Genomic DNA, 16,129 nt, shown 5'->3' with positions numbered 1-16,129 from the left:
TGTGGTAACTGTAATATCGAAAGGAAGTTTAGAATGCAATTAGAAAAAAATGTGCAGGTGAAGCAGCCAAAATACCAGCAAATAGCTGTCGATCTAGCCTCAAAAATCGTGGAAAGAAAATATCGAATTGGCGATAAAATTTATGCGAGATCATCTCTAGCCAGCCAATACAATGTCTCTGCGGAAACTGCAAGAAGAGCGATTGCTGTTTTGCAAGACTTGGAAATTGTGGAGGCCTCAAAAGGCAGTGGGGTTATTATTAAATCATATGAAAAGGCTGCACATTTTGTCCGACAATTCCATGATGTTCAATCTGTCCATGAACTACAACATGAGCTTATGACTAGTATCCAGAAGCAACACCAAGAATTAATAAACTTGCAGGATAAGACCAAACAGCTTATTAGTCGAACTGAACATTTCCGATCTGTCAATCCATTTATCCCTTATCAATTAGAGATGACAGCTGAAAGTCCTTGCATCCATCAAACAGTACAAGGTCTAAATTTTTGGCAAAATACATCGTGCACAATTGTCGGAATTCGTCGTGGCAATGAATTATTATTATCACCCGGTCCATATGTGTCGTTTGAAGAAGGAGATATCATTTACTTTGTCGGTAATGATGAAAGTTTCGCTCGAGTACAGAGCTTTTTATATCCAAATTAAAATCCGTTTAAACGCTGATATAACAGCGTTTAAACGGATTTTTTCTCATTTGTCGATTTGACAAAAGTAACAACTCTTTGTTAGTGTTAAGTTGTTACTTGTTTATTTTTGGGTATCATTATCCTCAAATAGTATAGATCTACGAAAGGAGTGGTTCTATTGGAAAAAATTAAAGTGGAACATGTTTCCAAAGTTTTTGGGAAACATATTCCTCAAGCATTAGAACTCGTCAAGCAACAAAAAAGCAAGACTGATATCTTAAAAGAAACAGGTGCAACTGTTGGTGTATACGATGCAAGTTTTACTGTAAATGAGGGTGAAATCTTCGTTATCATGGGATTATCAGGAAGTGGGAAGTCCACACTTATCCGACTTTTAAACCGCCTCATTGAGCCTACAAGCGGAAATATTTATATCGATGGAGAAAATATTTCTAAAATGGGCAAAGAGAATTTACGTATTGTAAGAAGAAACAAAATGAGTATGGTCTTTCAAAACTTCGGTTTATTCCCCCATCGTACACTTCTTCAAAACACTGAATATGGCCTTGAAATTAGAGGCATCTCAAAGGAAGAACGTCAATCAAAAGCGGAGCAGGCTCTCGAAAATGCAGGCTTACTCGCTTATAAAGACCAATATCCGAGTCAATTATCGGGCGGTATGCAACAGCGTGTTGGATTAGCGCGCGCACTTGCAAATGATCCTGAAATATTACTAATGGATGAAGCTTTTTCAGCACTCGATCCATTAATTCGTAAAGAAATGCAGGATGAATTACTCGACTTACAAAGCACATTGAAAAAAACGATTATATTTATCACCCACGATTTGAATGAAGCATTACGTATTGGTGATCGTATCGCCATTATGAAAGATGGCTCAATCATTCAAATTGGTACTGGAGAAGAAATTTTAACAAATCCTGCAAATGATTATGTTAAAACCTTCGTAGAAGACGTCGATCGCTCTAAAGTATTAACAGCTGAAAATGCCATGGTTCGGCCTATATATGTCAACGTAGATGTAGATGGACCGACCGTAGCACTTAAAAGAATGCGTGAAGAAACGGTTAGTTTACTAATGGCTGTTGACAAAAATCGACATTTAAAAGGCTATATTACTGCTGATGACGCACGGGCTGCTGCTAAAAGACAAGAACAAACGGTACATTCAATTGTTCAATCTGATATGTTAACCGTTCCACCAGATATGCTTTTACAGGATATATTAGGTATGATTTATAATTCTCCTACTCCTATTGCAGTTGTAAAAGATGAACGCTTACTTGGTGTTCTCATCCGGGGCGTTGTCATCGAAGCACTTTCAACTAGCGATGAGGAGGCAGCTGCACATGAATAATTTTTTAGACAATATCCCAGCTATACCACTGGGACCGTGGGTAGAATCAGTTATGGACTGGTTGACGAGTAATTTTTCAGTGTTTTTTAACTTGATTCAAAAAAATGGAAAACTACTCATGAATCAGGTCACTGATTTATTAGTTAGCGTACCTGCTATTATTCTTATTTTACTTGTTGTCATTTTTGCCTTTTTCGTTACCGGCAGAAAATTTGGGCTCGCAACGTTTTCATTAATTGGTTTGTTATTTATCTATAATCAAGGCTTATGGACACACCTGATGGAAACAACTACACTTGTGCTCTTTTCAAGTATCATCTCAATCATTTTAGGTATTCCACTTGGCATTCTAATGTCTAAGTCAACTGTAGCAGAAAATATAATTAAGCCGATACTCGATTTCATGCAAACAATGCCTGGCTTCGTGTACTTGATTCCTGCCGTTGCCTTCTTTGGTATTGGGATTGTACCTGGCGTATTTGCATCCGTTATTTTCGCCCTACCACCAACTGTACGAATGACGAACCTAGGAATTCGCCAAGTACCAAAAGAATTAGTGGAAGCTGCGGATTCATATGGTAGTACCTCAAGGCAAAAACTATTTAAAGTAGAAATCCCTCTTGCCAAATCAACTATAATGGCAGGGATTAACCAAACTGTTATGCTATCACTTTCAATGGTTGTAACTGCCTCAATGATTGGTGCACCTGGTCTAGGACGTGAAGTATTAACGGCACTACAACGTACACAGGTTGGGAATGGCTTTGTTGCAGGTTTAGGTCTCGTAATTTTCGCCATTGTTATAGACCGCTTAACGCAAAGCTTTAATAAGAAGAAAGCCGTTTAGAAAAAGAGGCAATTTTTAGCGAAAGTATTAGCTCTTCACTTTCACTGCTGAGATTTGCATTTTGTAGTTTGATAATAATTTTTTACAATAAGAAAGGAAGATTCGATGAAACTGAAAACATTATCTAAATTAGGGATGGCTTTAGGTCTCGGCTTTTTGCTAGCTGCATGTAGTGGCGATGATTCAAATAAAAGCAAGGGTGACTCAAAGGACGTCAATCTAGCCTACGTTGAATGGGATACAGAAATTGCTTCAACTCATGTCGTTGGACAGGTGCTAGAGGATTTAGGCTACAATGTAACATTAACACCACTCGATAATGCAATTATGTGGGAGGCTGTTTCAAAAGGAGAAGCAGATGGTATGGTTGCTGCATGGTTACCACATACACATGCCTCACAGTATGAAAAATATAAGGATAATCTTGATGAGCTAGGTGAAAACCTTACTGGCGCCAAAATAGGTTTAGTAGTACCAAGCTATATGGACGTTAATTCGATTGAGGATTTAAAAAATCAAGCAGATCATACAATTACAGGTATCGAGCCTGGAGCTGGAATTACAGCTGCTACAGAAAAAGCATTAGATGAATATGATAACTTAGCTGATTGGAATCTATTAACTTCTTCATCTGGTGCAATGACAACTGCTCTTGCTAAAGCGATTAAAGATAAAGAAGAAATTATCGTGACAGGCTGGTCTCCACACTGGAAATTCGCAAAATATGATCTTAAATATTTAGAAGATCCAAAAGCTGTTTATGGCGGCGAAGAAACGATTAACACTTTCGTTCGTAAAGGTTTAAAAGAAGATCAACCAGATGTTTATTCTGTACTTGATAACTTCCACTGGACAGCAGACGATTTAGAGACTATTATGCTAGAAGTTATGGATGGCAAGGATCCAAAAGATGCTGCTAAAGATTGGGTAGAAGCTAATTCAGACAAAGTTGCTGAATGGACAAAGGATGTAAAAAAATAACTTTCAAAAATTGACGGACAACTAACGAATGGTTGTCTGTCTTTTTTAGGTTCTTCACTTCTTACTGAAAAACAGTCTGACTACTATCCGTAATTACAATTTCCTCTATAAAATAACAACGCCTCAATGATTTTTTAGTAAAGAATACGAATAATCTACATTTACTTATTTATGTTTCCAAATAATAATCTTTAAAATCTCCTAATGACTAACTACGCATATCCTTATTTTAACAAATTATGCATAATATTTGAATATTAAATTTATATCTTTTAAAGCAACAGCGATTTTAATATGAACAAAGAGCTCTTTATCATCGTTATGTATGATAATCAAAATAGTCACCCCGCAATGATTAGATCGATGCCAGATGACTATTTAAGATTGAATAAATTTTTTATTGATTGATTAATTAAGATAATAATTTCAAAAATATCGCTGCCCCTAAAACTAGGCCAATGCAAACAATACGTCTCCAGTCCTTAGATTCATTGAAAAACAACATACCGAGTAAAGCACCACCCGCCGCTCCGATTCCTGTCCAAATAGCATACGCTGTACCCATCGGTAATGTTTCCATGGCATATGCAAGGCCAGCAAAGCTTAAGGTAAATGCAACAATCAATAACACTAAATTTTTAGTACTCTTAGCATCATTATATTTACTAATCATATAAACACCCATCATCTCACATAGCCCTGCAACTACTAATGCAACCCATGCCATTATCCGTTCACCTCTTGATCTTTAGACTCCCCTGTCACTAGCTTTAAGCCCACTACCCCCGCAAGTAATACAAAGATACATAAAATTTTGGCTAGCTTCCATGGCTCTCCAAACAGCAAACTATCAGCACACACGGTTCCCGCTGTTCCCAAGCCTACGAATACTGCATAAACAGTGCCGACTGGTAGGTTTTCTCCAGCCTTAATTAGTAAATAAAAGCTAACAAAAATTGCAATAGCGGTACCAATCCATTCGAGTACACTTCCTGCATGCTTTAAACCTATGACCCAGCCGACTTCAAAAAAAGCAGCAATTACGACACTTAACCATTGTTTATTCATTGCGATTTCCTCCATTTTATTGTTAGACACGGATTATTGAGCAGTTATCTTTGAGCAAAGTGAGTGAGTTCTTCTTTGACCTACCTGAGCGGTTTTCCGGCCTACCCGATCAGTTCTCTGACCTACCCGAGCGCTTCTTACCCCAAGCGGAGGGGGCTCCCCACTAAACCTGGGAGGTTCTCCTGCAAAACGGAGCAAATTATTCTGTCTAACTCCAAATTGAGCTGTTCCTGTAACTTCCTTCCCTCAGCCATCATTTTAGCCCAATAAAAAAAGCCTAAGGAACACTGCTGTAAACAGTATCTCCCAGGCTTTTATCCTTCCGTGTCACAAAATCAATTTGTGGTTTTCTCTCGGACCAGACTAGCATTTGCTACGGAACCCTAGAAAACTATCATATATGATTGTGCTACTAGTATAGCAAACTATTCAGTCATTTTCTACTCGTACAGAGCCAAGATTAATCAGAAAGATAAATACCGATATATTCAGAAGATTATGTTAGAATAAAACGTAGTATTGTAAGGAGGTATTACATATGGCAATTGAAAAGGTACGTAAACATTTAGCACAATGGAATGTGGAACATAAAATACAGGAGCTAAATGAAAGCTCAGCGACTGTTGAACTAGCAGCACAGGCACTCGGATGCGAACCTGAACGCATTGCGAAATCCTTATCATTTCTCGTAAACGATGGAGCGATATTAATTGTTGCGGCAGGTGATGCCAAAGTCGACAATGCAAAATATAAAGCTGTCTTTGATACAAAGGCAAAGATGCTTGGGAAAGATGAAGTACTCGAAAAAATCGGGCACGAGGTAGGTGGTGTTTGTCCTTTCGGCGTGAATGAAGGCGTTGCTATTTATTTAGATGAATCACTCAAACGCTTCACAACAGTATTCCCTGCATGTGGTAGCAGTAATTCCGCCATTGAGCTTACTATTTCTGAACTAGAAACCTATACACCCTATCAGGAATGGATTGATGTCTGCAAAGGCTGGAACGAGTAACAGATCAAAAATCGGCGAAACTTGATAGAAAGCCTCGCCGATTTTTATCTTCAGTAATGGTTATTGTGGCAAAAGCGAATCTTCAGCTACGATTACGCCCAGGGGAAACTGCTTTAGGTTTCTTCCCTATATCCTACAGCTAACCAGTGAGAATCCCATTCTGTAATTTGATTGCCTACTCTACAAGATAAACCACATGCACGATTATCAGCTATAAATGAGCCGATTAACCATTTTTTTGTCTGTAATCCATCCTTTAGCTTTATCGTTATAGAGGGCATTTCCACATACTGCTGATAAATAAACAGATTATCATCATAGTGGGTATATGCAGAAGCATTAGTTTTCGTACCATCCCCTGCATAAATTTCTACAGTATTCCCTTCACGTGAATAGACAGGTTTCTTTACAAACGGCAAATTTTCCTGAACAAATGGCTCTGCCGAAATATACGTTGGCAACATATATTTTTGAATGGCAGCTCGTTCCTCTGCATTAAAAAGAAGTAGATCATTTTTTCGTTCCAAAATCAGCCATAATAAAATTTTCGATTGCAGTACATATGCAGCTGGTGCGTTGATAATAGCAAGCTGTCCATCTTTTACAAGTTCTAGTAAATACAGACCAATTCGATCACCATCGGAAGACACATCATCCATTAAAAATTCCACCGGGTGTGCAGGACGATATAAAATATCAATTTTCTCCATTGCAGGCGTATAAAGGCCTCGAGCTATGTTACCACTGTCACTAGAAAAAATTATTAGCTCATGTATAGGCACATATTCCACATCAAAAGGTATACATTTCTTTAAAAACTGTACCTGACAATATTCCTCATAATCTTCCGCAGCCGTTTTCCCTGAAATGACGATCTTAGGTTTTTTCAAATCATTTAAATAATGCATAGCCGCAAAGAGTGCACCAGACAAGGTTTTATGTAATGCCGAAACATCATTCGGACTATCAAATCCTAAATGCTGACAAAGCACTTCGTTTATCTCAAAAGTTTCACAAGAAATGGCGTTTCACCATTTAATTCAAGACATTTTATTTGCCCGTCCTCTGTGCAAATAAAATCGAAGCGAGCAAGTACCGATTGTTGTTGTAAATAATCTAATTCGATATAAGGCAGCATCTCAGAACGAATGCCCAGTGCTAAAAGTTGCTCTTCCGATAGATGTTTAAATTGTTTACCAACCTTCAAAAATATTTTCCAAAGTATAGTAGATGCATAGTTGATTTCATCGATTTTCTCTTTAGGTAAATCTAGCACGTCGTATAAGGCGTATTCTAGGTCCTCAAAGTCAGGGAAGAAATCAGGAAATTGAGAATAAAAAGCTTGACGTTGCTGAAAATGATTGTCCATGTTGATTTCTCCTTTTCAAATCAATTAAGAAGATGAAGAGCCACCACGAGAGGCACCACCTGAGCCAAAGCCTGATTTCCCCGTGCTTGATGATGAGTTATTTGAATAAGAATTAGAACTGTTTGTCGATGAACCTGAACTATTTGAGTATGAACGCTGACCACTCGAATAGGAATTGGAACCACTCGTACTTGAATTTGAGCTATTTGAGCTATTTGAGCTACCTGATGTAGTACCAGGCGTATTTTGAGAGCCATTCGTCGTGATTCCATTTGATTTCGTATTTTTACTTTCGCTAGTATTACTATTAGTCGTACGTGGTGTTGCTGAACCGCCACTTTTATCCTCTCTATCTGTACCATTTCTTAGATTGTTACTTTTATAAATGGATATCTATATATAATTGCACATAATTAAAATGCACACAAAATAATTAAGTATAGATCTTTAATCCGTTTATAAAATTAAACTTATCGGAAAATTTAGACTTTATATTGATTTAGCTCATACAATTGTTTATGATTACTTAAATCCAATAAACATTATTAAGGAAGTGATCATTTTGGTTAATGATAATGTAATTTTATTCAAAAAAAAACAATTTCAAATTTATCGTTACAAAAGTTTGGATTGACTTTATTATTTTCGATGATCAATCAATAGAGAAAAAACACAAAGAAAACAAAAAACAAAAATTCTCAGATGACAAATTAAAACAATTAGCACTACAAGTCAAACACAAGCTAGGAGGTAAAGAAATTAATCCATCTATACTAGAAAAAGAAACAGGTATTGGTAGAATGACTTGGAGTAGAAGAATGACAGAAACGATTGCAAAGCTCAATCGCCCCTTAATAAGAAGTATAGAATTAAATGCTAACGAGGACATATATTTACCCAACATTGAAGATTGTATAGAACAATATTGGGAAGAGAAAAATGTTTTAAAAAACGAATTATTAATATTTGAAATAACATTATACGAACTTTATGAAGAGTTACAACAATTTAAAGAGGAAAATCGATTATTAAAGAAATATGAGGCTGAAAACGAAAATTTAAAAAAAGAATTAAATAATACTCGAATATATGCGAAGCATTTCGAAGATTTATATACTAAAATGGTGGTTTCAAGTAACTTTACACAGTTAAGATCAAAATTAGGAATTGGTAAACTATTAGATTTCAAATCTGATATTAGTAAAAATACTGATTTATTGAATTTTATTACTCATTTTCCTAAAACAGAAGATTTAATATTAGAACAAACTAATAATTCGGAAACTAAATCAAAAGAACAAAATTTAAATGTTATTACTAATAAATTTAATGCTATTTTTGAACAAAAGGATTAAATAGTAATAAAAACTCTTAGGCCATACAGGCTTGCTTTTATTTAAGAAAGCCTCTTTTGTCTTTTCAGTGATGGTTATATTAAAATTCCTTAAAAAACTTTTAAAATTAAATAAAGCCATTGTTTTGATCTACCTTTTTCAAAACAATGGCTATTGAATTTCATGAAATAATGGATTAAAGTTAATCTTTCGTCTTTACTTTATACAGTAAATAGTATGCTCTTTAAATTAGTCAAATAAACGTCTAACTTTTACGGGGCAGTTCAATTCCCCAAGGTTTTTAATACAATCACCTACACTCTATGCCTTGGAAAATGTAATGGTTTCTCCAATATTAAATGTTTTACTTTTCTTCTTTCCGTCTAATTTCCATGTTATTGTGATCGTTCCTTTACTCAATAAATCTTTGATATCCTTATTTTCAAGCTGCTTATAATTTATAATGATTTCGTCTTTATATTCTATCTTATTTTTTTCTGGATCTTTATCTTGATAACTAGAACCGTTCCAATAAACGTCTTCCCCTAATAGCTCACGAAATGAATGGGGTATGTTTATTTCTAAATCATCTATATTGTCAGAATAATCTATATTTAATATAAATTCTAGTTTTTTAAAGTTATTTTTCTGAGATTTATCTATATTATTGTATTTTTCCTGAGACTTTTCATCAAGCTCAATTATTTTAGTATTAATATTAATTATTGGGTTAAAGCGATAATACGTATAAGTACCTACGCCGACTACTAAAAAAACTAGCAAAAGAACAACTATGAACATATTTTTGTTCAAAATATCCCTCCTACTTAAAAAGAAAAACAATAACTTAATGCTCAAGCATAGGTTATTGTCTTTCTATCATCAATTACGATTGAATTAACTTATTAATTTACCTTACTTTAATAACTACTTACCAGTATAATACATTATCATCCCATACCGACCACTTTTGTTGATTAGTACTTATACTAACGTCAAATGAAAGGCCACCTGTTATATTTCCTTTTTCGTAGTTAACGCTTGCTGAACCACCAACAGTTGTACTAACTGTCGAATAAGTGTGTATATATTTTGTTCCGTAACTTAAAGCATTATTAGTTTTTTTATTTATATACACAGTTGCATAAGAATCAAAATTTAGCTTATCATCTTCTACGTTAAATAGGTAGACACCAGAACTACTTTTACTACCATCTCTTTTAGACACAGGACTACCTGGTACAGCAGCATCATAATAAGTACCATCATTAGCGTTCCATTCAATTGATACTACGTCTATAGTTGATGCATAAACTTCACTTACTCCATTAGTAGTCCAACTAGTATTTAATCTCCAGAAAGAATCTCCTGATTTTTTAGTTGAATAAGCTGTTAGAGTCATTTGAGAAGGTTTGATAGCTGCTGGTTCAATTCCTACATCCGCACCTTTATTATCTATGTTTAGAGTAACGCCAACTAGTTCCAAATTTGTTTTAACCTCATCAAGATTATTTTGATTATCTTTTACGACATTAAACATAAATCTATCAAACTCTTCATCAGTTAAATTAAGAATTTGTTTTTTATAGAATGATAAGTTTGTAATAATTTGAGAGTTTGATGCATTGCTAAAGTCATTAGCCATAATTACTTCTTTCTTTTGACTATAGCTAGTAGCATCAATTTCAGAAGCGTAAGAATTAGATTCAAAAGCTGTTAAAGAAATAAATAGAGTTGCAAACAATATAGTAATAATTTTCTTCATATTCTTCTCCCCTTTTTCTGAATCTTTAAATTAATAAGTTAATTCACTGTAATTATAATACAATTAATGGTTTAAAAACCACTATTTTAAATTTTTTGTTAAACAATTTCTAAAAAGTTTATAAACCTTCTTACCATGCAAAGCGACAATACATCACCCTGGCTATTCAATCCCTTCTTTTTTACAGCTGTATCAACTCTTTTAAATCTTTTGCAGGGCACGAATTAATTCACTTTTTTCATGAAGAATATGGATTGAAGCAAGCTTTTAATTCTACAGTTGCAGTATTAGTTACAAAGTAAAAATAAAGAAATATGCAAAAAGATAATGCAAAGAATCTTTTAAGAGAGGTGGTAAGTAGTTGAAAAAATCTCAAACGGTAGCTGTTTGCTATGATATAATCGAAGAACTTTGTAAATCTTTAAAAAGCTTGAGAATAAGGGACAACACCCTAGTACATGTGCTTTATGACCTTGAGTCATTACTTAATATGTCCGTGACGAGTTTTTCCTACCTTCAGAGAAAAGCATTTATTTTTTTCTATTTATGTGCATATCTTTTTATTTAGATATACATAGCACTTCCTATCATTGCTCCGGCAGTTGCATACATAAGTCCATTAAAGAAATGATGTGCGTAATGAGGCGAATCCTCATCTAAACACTCGAACGAACCATCATCACTTTCTTTCCATTTATCACATGCATTTGCCATGTCGCTGTCATAAACACTTTGTAAATTATCTCCAGTTGTTGTCGTATTATTTTCTTCCGTTAAATTATTTGTATTATTTGTATTAGTAGACTCTTCAACAGTCTGAGTTTCTGTATTCCCACATGCAGCTAATTGCATAGCCATAAATGACGCTGTTGTGACTGCTAAATATTTTTTCATTTGTTTTGCCATATCCATTACTCCTTTATTTCATTATCTATTTTACGGATATCTCTCTCTTTAGGTTTCATTTTTTACAATTTCATACATTTCGTTATAGCACTAAAACTCCCTGGCAGATTGAAATCAATTACTGTCAGGGAGTTTCGCACAAAAGTGTTTTATTTATTTGGCACTGCTTTTCTTCCATATGTCATAAAGCGCCATACCTTTTCAAATGGCCCCATTTTAAAGAATTTAAACCAGATGACACTAAAGATAATTTGAATGACAAAAATTAGGATTGCAATGATCACTACATCAGAAGGTGAAACAACCTCAAGCCCCATTAATGAAATAATAGCTAGGCCAATAAAGCTTTGAGACAAATAGTTTGTAAATGCCATTTGACCAACTCGTCCAATTGGCTGAAGAAGCTTCGTGATTTTCTTATTCTCCAACATAACAAATAGACAAGTTAAATAAAAATACGTTGTCGGAATTACCCCTAAACCAATAATTAATTTTAGATTTTCAGTCTCTCCTTGAGAGGCAAACCAAATCCAAAGCGAGATGCCTACAAAGAGCGGAAATGTCACAAATTGTATCCACTTTATTTGTTTTGAGTATTCACTTACATGACTAATCCAATCAGCTTTTGCTACTAAAAAACCAGTTAAAAACATGATAAAAATAGCAACTGCATCATTACCTAATAAACCAAAAACAGTTAAAAAGGCTTCTTGATTTGGCAGAAATATTTGTCCAATGATACAAAGCACATGAACAGTAATGATAGCAAATAGCCATTTACTAATCGTTGAAATCTTTGCATTATAAAAAGGTATCAGTAAAAAACCTATCAATGCATAAAAAGCAAGGATTGAGCCCCAGAAAACAAAAATATGGACAATGCCAATTAATAATAAAGCTAGTAAACGTCTTGCAAAACGCCATCTTGGCTTATCGCCACGAGCTTCTGCACGTGAAGCAAAAATATAAAAACCTACACCAAAGAGGAATGAAAAAATCGAAAAGAATTTCTTCTCAATAAAAATATCAATGAGCGTATTAATAATACCATTTATTCCACTATAGTCAGGCATCGGTCCTCCCTCTACTATTAATTGGTAGGCCGCTACATTTATAAACAAAATGCCAAATAATGCTAACCCACGAATAATATCTAAGGAAACGATTCTTTCTTTTTGAGTAACGGATAGATTCATTCTGTAAAACTCCTTATCTTTCATACTTTACTGCGCTATGGCTATCATAGCTTCCCATCCTTACAGTAGTTTTTTTTAAAGCTTACAGAAACCTTACAAATATAGATTGACTCATCAGCTAGTACCTTTTTTCATTTACATTAGTTTTTAATCCCCTTCTACAAGCAAAAATTTCATATTTTATAGTAAAAATTATCTTTTAGAAAAGGAGGTTAGATGATGCACAGATACCGCAAATTTGGTTTTTGCTACCCTGGTTATAAATACTGTGGACCAGGATGTTCAGGACCAGGTAGACCTATCAACGCTGTAGATTCATGCTGCAAATTACACGACGAATGTTATGCTCGATATGGTAGATCAAGATATTGCGATGAAATGTTTCAAAAGTGCTTACGACCACAGATGAACGCTAATAATAAAATGGCTAGAGATGCTAAATTGTTTTACAATATTTTCGAAATGCGTAATAGGTTCTTTTAAGCTATAAAGAATGCTCACGATGTTATTTTTTTTATTAAAAGTCAAGTTATAAGCTGAAACTATTTTAAATAGTGAATTCTTATTTAATGTCACACATTATATGTATAGAAATTAAAAGGATAGAAGAGCTTAAATAAATTCGCTCTATCTATCCTCTTTTTTACCACAGATGACCCTATTTACTACAACAATTAAATCAATCTAATGTTGCAGTAATTTAAAAGGAGCTTATATCAATTATTAATTGTACATTTAAGCCTATTTCTTAAACTTCTAAGTAATAAAAGATATAGGTTGTTTTCTAAAAGATTGTTGCTATTCAACTAACTGGGCAGGTTAGTCAAAGAAACATTGTAACTTTATTCCACTATTTTCGTTTAATTTATTAAGAAGTTTAATTGTACCAATTATAAAATTCATAAGAGGATGAATTAGAATGAAAACTTTTTATCATTGTTTAATAATGTGGATACCCTTTATATTGCTGTTTGCTTTAGCTGGAATCGGTTTAGAAGTTTTAGAAGGAAATAAAATCAGGACATCAGAATATATGATGGGACTTCGTGATTTAGGAGTTGGCTATTTGTTCTTAACGGGTTCTTATGCTTTTATTCTATACCCTATTTCATTTTTGCCACTAACATTTATCGTAAGTAAATTTGTAAAAAATCGGATGTTCAAAATAATTACCTTTACTTTATTTGGTGGGGTGATAGGGGCTTTTTCTTTTGAAATAATATATGGTTCCCGTTTTATAGTAGAATATAATTTAAGTATTGTTAGTTCGATTATTATTTTTGGGATTGCAGGTTTACTCTATGCTCTGGTAGAAAATTCTGTGAAGAAAAATATAAAATTTGTTTAACTAATGGGGACTTTTCTTTAAAGGTCAAATTAATGATTTTCAACAATCGGACGCGATTGTGGAAGAAGCGTCTCTTTTCTTATTAAACGAATGGGTGCTTTAATTAAAGATCATTATGCATAGGCAGCTCTTTATTTCTTTATTGAACTAACGGTGCAGGTTTGTTGAGGAGGAGTATAATGCGTTTTCTTTTTTTGCTAAGTGTTGTTATCTCGGGAATTGTAAGTGTTGTCGGTTTTGCATTCACTAATATGACTACTACTTCATTCGACCCCACAGGTGACAATTTTGTTGGAGGAAATGGAAACCCAGGCTTAATGTTTGTTATGTTTCCGATGTTAATTATTCTTTATTTTTTCTTTGCAATGATGTTTGTTTTTGAAAAGTTACATGAACATTTTTCAGTGAAAAGGAAACTATTTCAAGCCTGCTATTCAGGGGTGTTTGTGCTGATTTTTGGAATGACGATTTACCAAATCGTTTCATTTCGAAATGAAATGAATCCATATTTTGAATACGAAATATCCTATTTAAATCTTTTTTCTAATCATTTATTTTTTAACTTCTGGACGTTTATAGCCTGCCTTTGTGTTTCAGGATTTTGCTCATTTTATTTAAAGAAAAGAATGTGAAGAAATGTACTTAAACTCCCATGAAAGAACGTAAAAATCTTTCATTTTCTGTGGTGTTGTGTTGATTTTACGCTACATGGATGGCTAACTGTGTAGAATAACTAAATAGATCAACACTGCATTAAATGAAAAACATATTCAATATCATGGTTACAATGCCTATAACATGATATGATTTCTTAGATGATAAGTCTAAAATTATTAAGTTGGAGGATATTGATGAGTAATAATAAAGAAAACGTAATTCTCTATATAAGATTTAGAATTAAAAGTGAAAAAAAGGAAGAATTCAAAGAATTATTATCTGCTAATATGAGAGCGATGGAACATGAACCAGCTTTTGTAAGTGCCGTTCTTTCAGATGATATAGATAATCCAAATGAAGTTACTCTTTTTGAAATCTGGAAAGGAACAAAGGAAAGTTGGCTAAAAGAAGAACTTCCTAAACCTTATAGAAAAACATATGAGAATAAACTAGTGGATTTAATCGATGAAAGAATAATTAGTTATCTTACACCAACGAATGAGTGGAGAACTAATTTAACAAACCAAAAGATAGATTAATAAATAATTTAAAGAGTGACTTGTCTAAAAAACAGGTTGCTCTTTCTTATTTTAAAGAAAGGACTGAAACAAAGTCTGTAAACTATATTTTGTAGTCTCCCATTTCTGCTTTTTCTATTGCAGCCATTATTGTGATACGTTGGGTCTTACTATGCTATAATTCTGTGGATGTTATTGAACGGGTGCGTTAGTTTTAGTAAGAGACAGCAATTGCTGTCTCTTTTTACTACTTAAATGATTCAAAATGAGCTGTAACCCATTTGTTTTCGTTTTCTGAAATATACTGTTCTTCTGTTGGAGTAATTTCAAAATACCTTCATTTTTTGAAATTTGATTTGTACTTTTTATAATTCAAGTTTAAAATATTTTCAATAAATCTATTGGCTTTTCGATGATATAGTCATACTCCTCTGGCTTGCCAAAACCATATGAAGCAAACACAAAAGGAATCCCTGCAATCTTTGTAGAAAGCATATCTCCCTGTGTATCTCCCACATATACAGCGTTTTTCATGTGATTTCTTTCCATAATTAATTGAATATTTTCTCCCTTTGACAAGCCTGTACGCCCCGGATTTTCAAAGTCGAGAAAATATTTCTCTAGTTTATGAAATGCATAAAATGTTTCAATGTAGCCCTCCTGACAATTACTCACAATGAACAAGCGGAATTTTTTTGAAAGAGCTAGTAAAGTTTCTTCTAACTGCGGATATAAAATACCGCCATTACGTAATAAATCACCTTGCTCTTGCTGGCAGCATGCTAAAATAAGCTCCATCTGCTTTTCTTCATCAAGATAATCAAATAATACAGCGGCTATTTCTTTAATTTGTAACCCCATCGTTTTAGATAAATCTTCTTCGGTTATTTTCCCTTTACCGAAAGGAGACGCCTGAACTACCTGCGTCCATGATTGCGCTACTGTTTTTCTTGAATCCCAAAGTGTCCCATCCAAATCGAAAATAATGCTATCTATGTCCATATGCAACCTCCTTCATTACATTATACAAATTAAGGATGTTGAGAAACGCGAAAATTCCTCAACATCCCGCAACAATAAACAAAGCTTCTACAGTGGTC

The 16,129-nt window shown here is 34.0% G+C and carries 19 protein-coding genes and 1 riboswitch; of the genes, 10 read left to right on the top strand and 9 right to left on the bottom strand.

Annotated elements, in window-relative coordinates:
* The first annotated feature begins 33 nt into the window (after nt 1-33).
* From AN161_RS11290 to AN161_RS28200, 4 genes are all read left to right on the top strand, one after another.
* Nucleotides 34-669, top strand: coding sequence for a TrkA C-terminal domain-containing protein (locus tag AN161_RS11290; protein WP_053594444.1), 636 nt, complete (start codon nt 34-36; stop codon nt 667-669).
* A gap of 159 nt (nt 670-828) precedes the next feature.
* A complete protein-coding gene (locus AN161_RS11285) occupies nt 829-2,028 on the top strand; it encodes a glycine betaine/L-proline ABC transporter ATP-binding protein (RefSeq protein ID WP_053594443.1) in 1,200 nt (399 codons plus the stop codon).
* Entirely contained in the window at nt 2,021-2,875 is an 855-nt protein-coding gene (locus tag AN161_RS28205) for a proline/glycine betaine ABC transporter permease (protein ID WP_053594442.1), read from the top strand. Before AN161_RS11285 ends, AN161_RS28205 begins: the two co-directional genes overlap by 8 nt.
* 105 nt (nt 2,876-2,980) lie before the next feature.
* The gene (locus AN161_RS28200) at nt 2,981-3,856 is read left to right on the top strand and encodes a glycine betaine ABC transporter substrate-binding protein (protein WP_053594441.1); all 876 of its coding nucleotides are present in this window, start codon (nt 2,981-2,983) and stop codon (nt 3,854-3,856) included.
* A 412-nt stretch (nt 3,857-4,268) separates the two neighbouring features.
* Here the strand turns inward: AN161_RS28200 and AN161_RS11270 are convergent, their stop codons facing one another.
* Both AN161_RS11270 and AN161_RS11265 read right to left on the bottom strand, forming a co-directional pair.
* Complete coding sequence (locus AN161_RS11270) at nt 4,269-4,583, bottom strand: multidrug efflux SMR transporter (RefSeq protein WP_053594440.1); 315 nt, start codon at nt 4,581-4,583, stop codon at nt 4,269-4,271.
* Nucleotides 4,583-4,924: a multidrug efflux SMR transporter gene (locus AN161_RS11265; RefSeq protein ID WP_053594439.1), complete on the bottom strand. Its 342-nt coding sequence runs from the start codon at nt 4,922-4,924 to the stop codon at nt 4,583-4,585. Before AN161_RS11265 ends, AN161_RS11270 begins: the two co-directional genes overlap by 1 nt.
* 301 nt (nt 4,925-5,225) lie before the next feature.
* A riboswitch (guanidine-I (ykkC/yxkD leader) is annotated at nt 5,226-5,322 on the bottom strand.
* Nucleotides 5,323-5,462: 140 nt separating this feature from the next.
* Between AN161_RS11265 and AN161_RS11260 the strand changes: the two genes are divergently transcribed.
* Nucleotides 5,463-5,936, top strand: a complete 474-nt coding sequence (locus AN161_RS11260; RefSeq protein ID WP_053594438.1) for a YbaK/EbsC family protein — start codon at nt 5,463-5,465, stop codon at nt 5,934-5,936.
* Between the two features lie 113 nt (nt 5,937-6,049).
* On the opposite strand, the gene AN161_RS11255 is transcribed toward AN161_RS11260, so the two are convergent.
* Together AN161_RS11255 and AN161_RS31010 are read right to left on the bottom strand one after the other, a co-directional pair.
* Nucleotides 6,050-6,928: a glutathionylspermidine synthase family protein gene (locus AN161_RS11255; RefSeq protein ID WP_277815937.1), complete on the bottom strand. Its 879-nt coding sequence runs from the start codon at nt 6,926-6,928 to the stop codon at nt 6,050-6,052.
* Between the two features lie 5 nt (nt 6,929-6,933).
* Complete coding sequence (locus AN161_RS31010; protein ID WP_277815936.1) at nt 6,934-7,305, bottom strand: glutathionylspermidine synthase family protein; 372 nt, start codon at nt 7,303-7,305, stop codon at nt 6,934-6,936.
* 818 nt (nt 7,306-8,123) lie between these two features.
* Here AN161_RS31010 and AN161_RS11245 point away from each other — a divergent pair.
* Nucleotides 8,124-8,660, top strand: coding sequence for a hypothetical protein (locus tag AN161_RS11245; RefSeq protein ID WP_053594436.1), 537 nt, complete (start codon nt 8,124-8,126; stop codon nt 8,658-8,660).
* 300 nt (nt 8,661-8,960) lie between these two features.
* Here the strand turns inward: AN161_RS11245 and AN161_RS11240 are convergent, their stop codons facing one another.
* The 4 genes from AN161_RS11240 to AN161_RS11220 form a co-directional block, all read right to left on the bottom strand.
* Nucleotides 8,961-9,452 (bottom strand): hypothetical protein, encoded by a 492-nt coding sequence (locus AN161_RS11240; RefSeq protein WP_053594435.1) that lies wholly within the window; start codon nt 9,450-9,452, stop codon nt 8,961-8,963.
* Between the two features lie 118 nt (nt 9,453-9,570).
* Nucleotides 9,571-10,404, bottom strand: a complete 834-nt coding sequence (locus AN161_RS11235; protein WP_053594434.1) for a hypothetical protein — start codon at nt 10,402-10,404, stop codon at nt 9,571-9,573.
* Between the two features lie 564 nt (nt 10,405-10,968).
* Complete coding sequence (locus AN161_RS11225; RefSeq protein ID WP_053594432.1) at nt 10,969-11,310, bottom strand: hypothetical protein; 342 nt, start codon at nt 11,308-11,310, stop codon at nt 10,969-10,971.
* Between the two features lie 149 nt (nt 11,311-11,459).
* Nucleotides 11,460-12,506, bottom strand: coding sequence for a DUF418 domain-containing protein (locus AN161_RS11220; RefSeq protein ID WP_053594431.1), 1,047 nt, complete (start codon nt 12,504-12,506; stop codon nt 11,460-11,462).
* A gap of 216 nt (nt 12,507-12,722) precedes the next feature.
* On the opposite strand from AN161_RS11220, the gene AN161_RS11215 reads away from it, so the two are divergent.
* The 4 genes from AN161_RS11215 (at nt 12,723) to AN161_RS11200 (ending at nt 15,050) form a co-directional block, all read left to right on the top strand.
* Entirely contained in the window at nt 12,723-12,989 is a 267-nt protein-coding gene (locus AN161_RS11215) for a Parvovirus coat protein VP1-like protein (protein ID WP_343069255.1), read from the top strand.
* Between the two features lie 436 nt (nt 12,990-13,425).
* Nucleotides 13,426-13,854 carry a hypothetical protein gene (locus AN161_RS11210; protein WP_053594429.1) on the top strand — a complete coding sequence of 143 codons (429 nt, stop codon included), beginning with the start codon at nt 13,426-13,428 and terminating at the stop codon, nt 13,852-13,854.
* Nucleotides 13,855-14,033: 179 nt separating this feature from the next.
* Nucleotides 14,034-14,486 carry a hypothetical protein gene (locus AN161_RS11205; protein WP_053594428.1) on the top strand — a complete coding sequence of 151 codons (453 nt, stop codon included), beginning with the start codon at nt 14,034-14,036 and terminating at the stop codon, nt 14,484-14,486.
* Nucleotides 14,487-14,705: 219 nt separating this feature from the next.
* Nucleotides 14,706-15,050 carry an antibiotic biosynthesis monooxygenase gene (locus AN161_RS11200; RefSeq protein WP_053594427.1) on the top strand — a complete coding sequence of 115 codons (345 nt, stop codon included), beginning with the start codon at nt 14,706-14,708 and terminating at the stop codon, nt 15,048-15,050.
* Between the two features lie 357 nt (nt 15,051-15,407).
* On the opposite strand, the gene AN161_RS11195 is transcribed toward AN161_RS11200, so the two are convergent.
* Nucleotides 15,408-16,031 (bottom strand): HAD family hydrolase, encoded by a 624-nt coding sequence (locus AN161_RS11195; protein ID WP_053594426.1) that lies wholly within the window; start codon nt 16,029-16,031, stop codon nt 15,408-15,410.
* Nucleotides 16,032-16,129 lie beyond the last annotated feature (98 nt).

This window comes from Lysinibacillus sp. FJAT-14222 (assembly GCF_001278875.1).
GTDB classification, from domain to species: domain Bacteria; phylum Bacillota; class Bacilli; order Bacillales_A; family Planococcaceae; genus Lysinibacillus; species Lysinibacillus agricola.
This window is presented reverse-complemented; position numbering and strand designations above follow the sequence as displayed.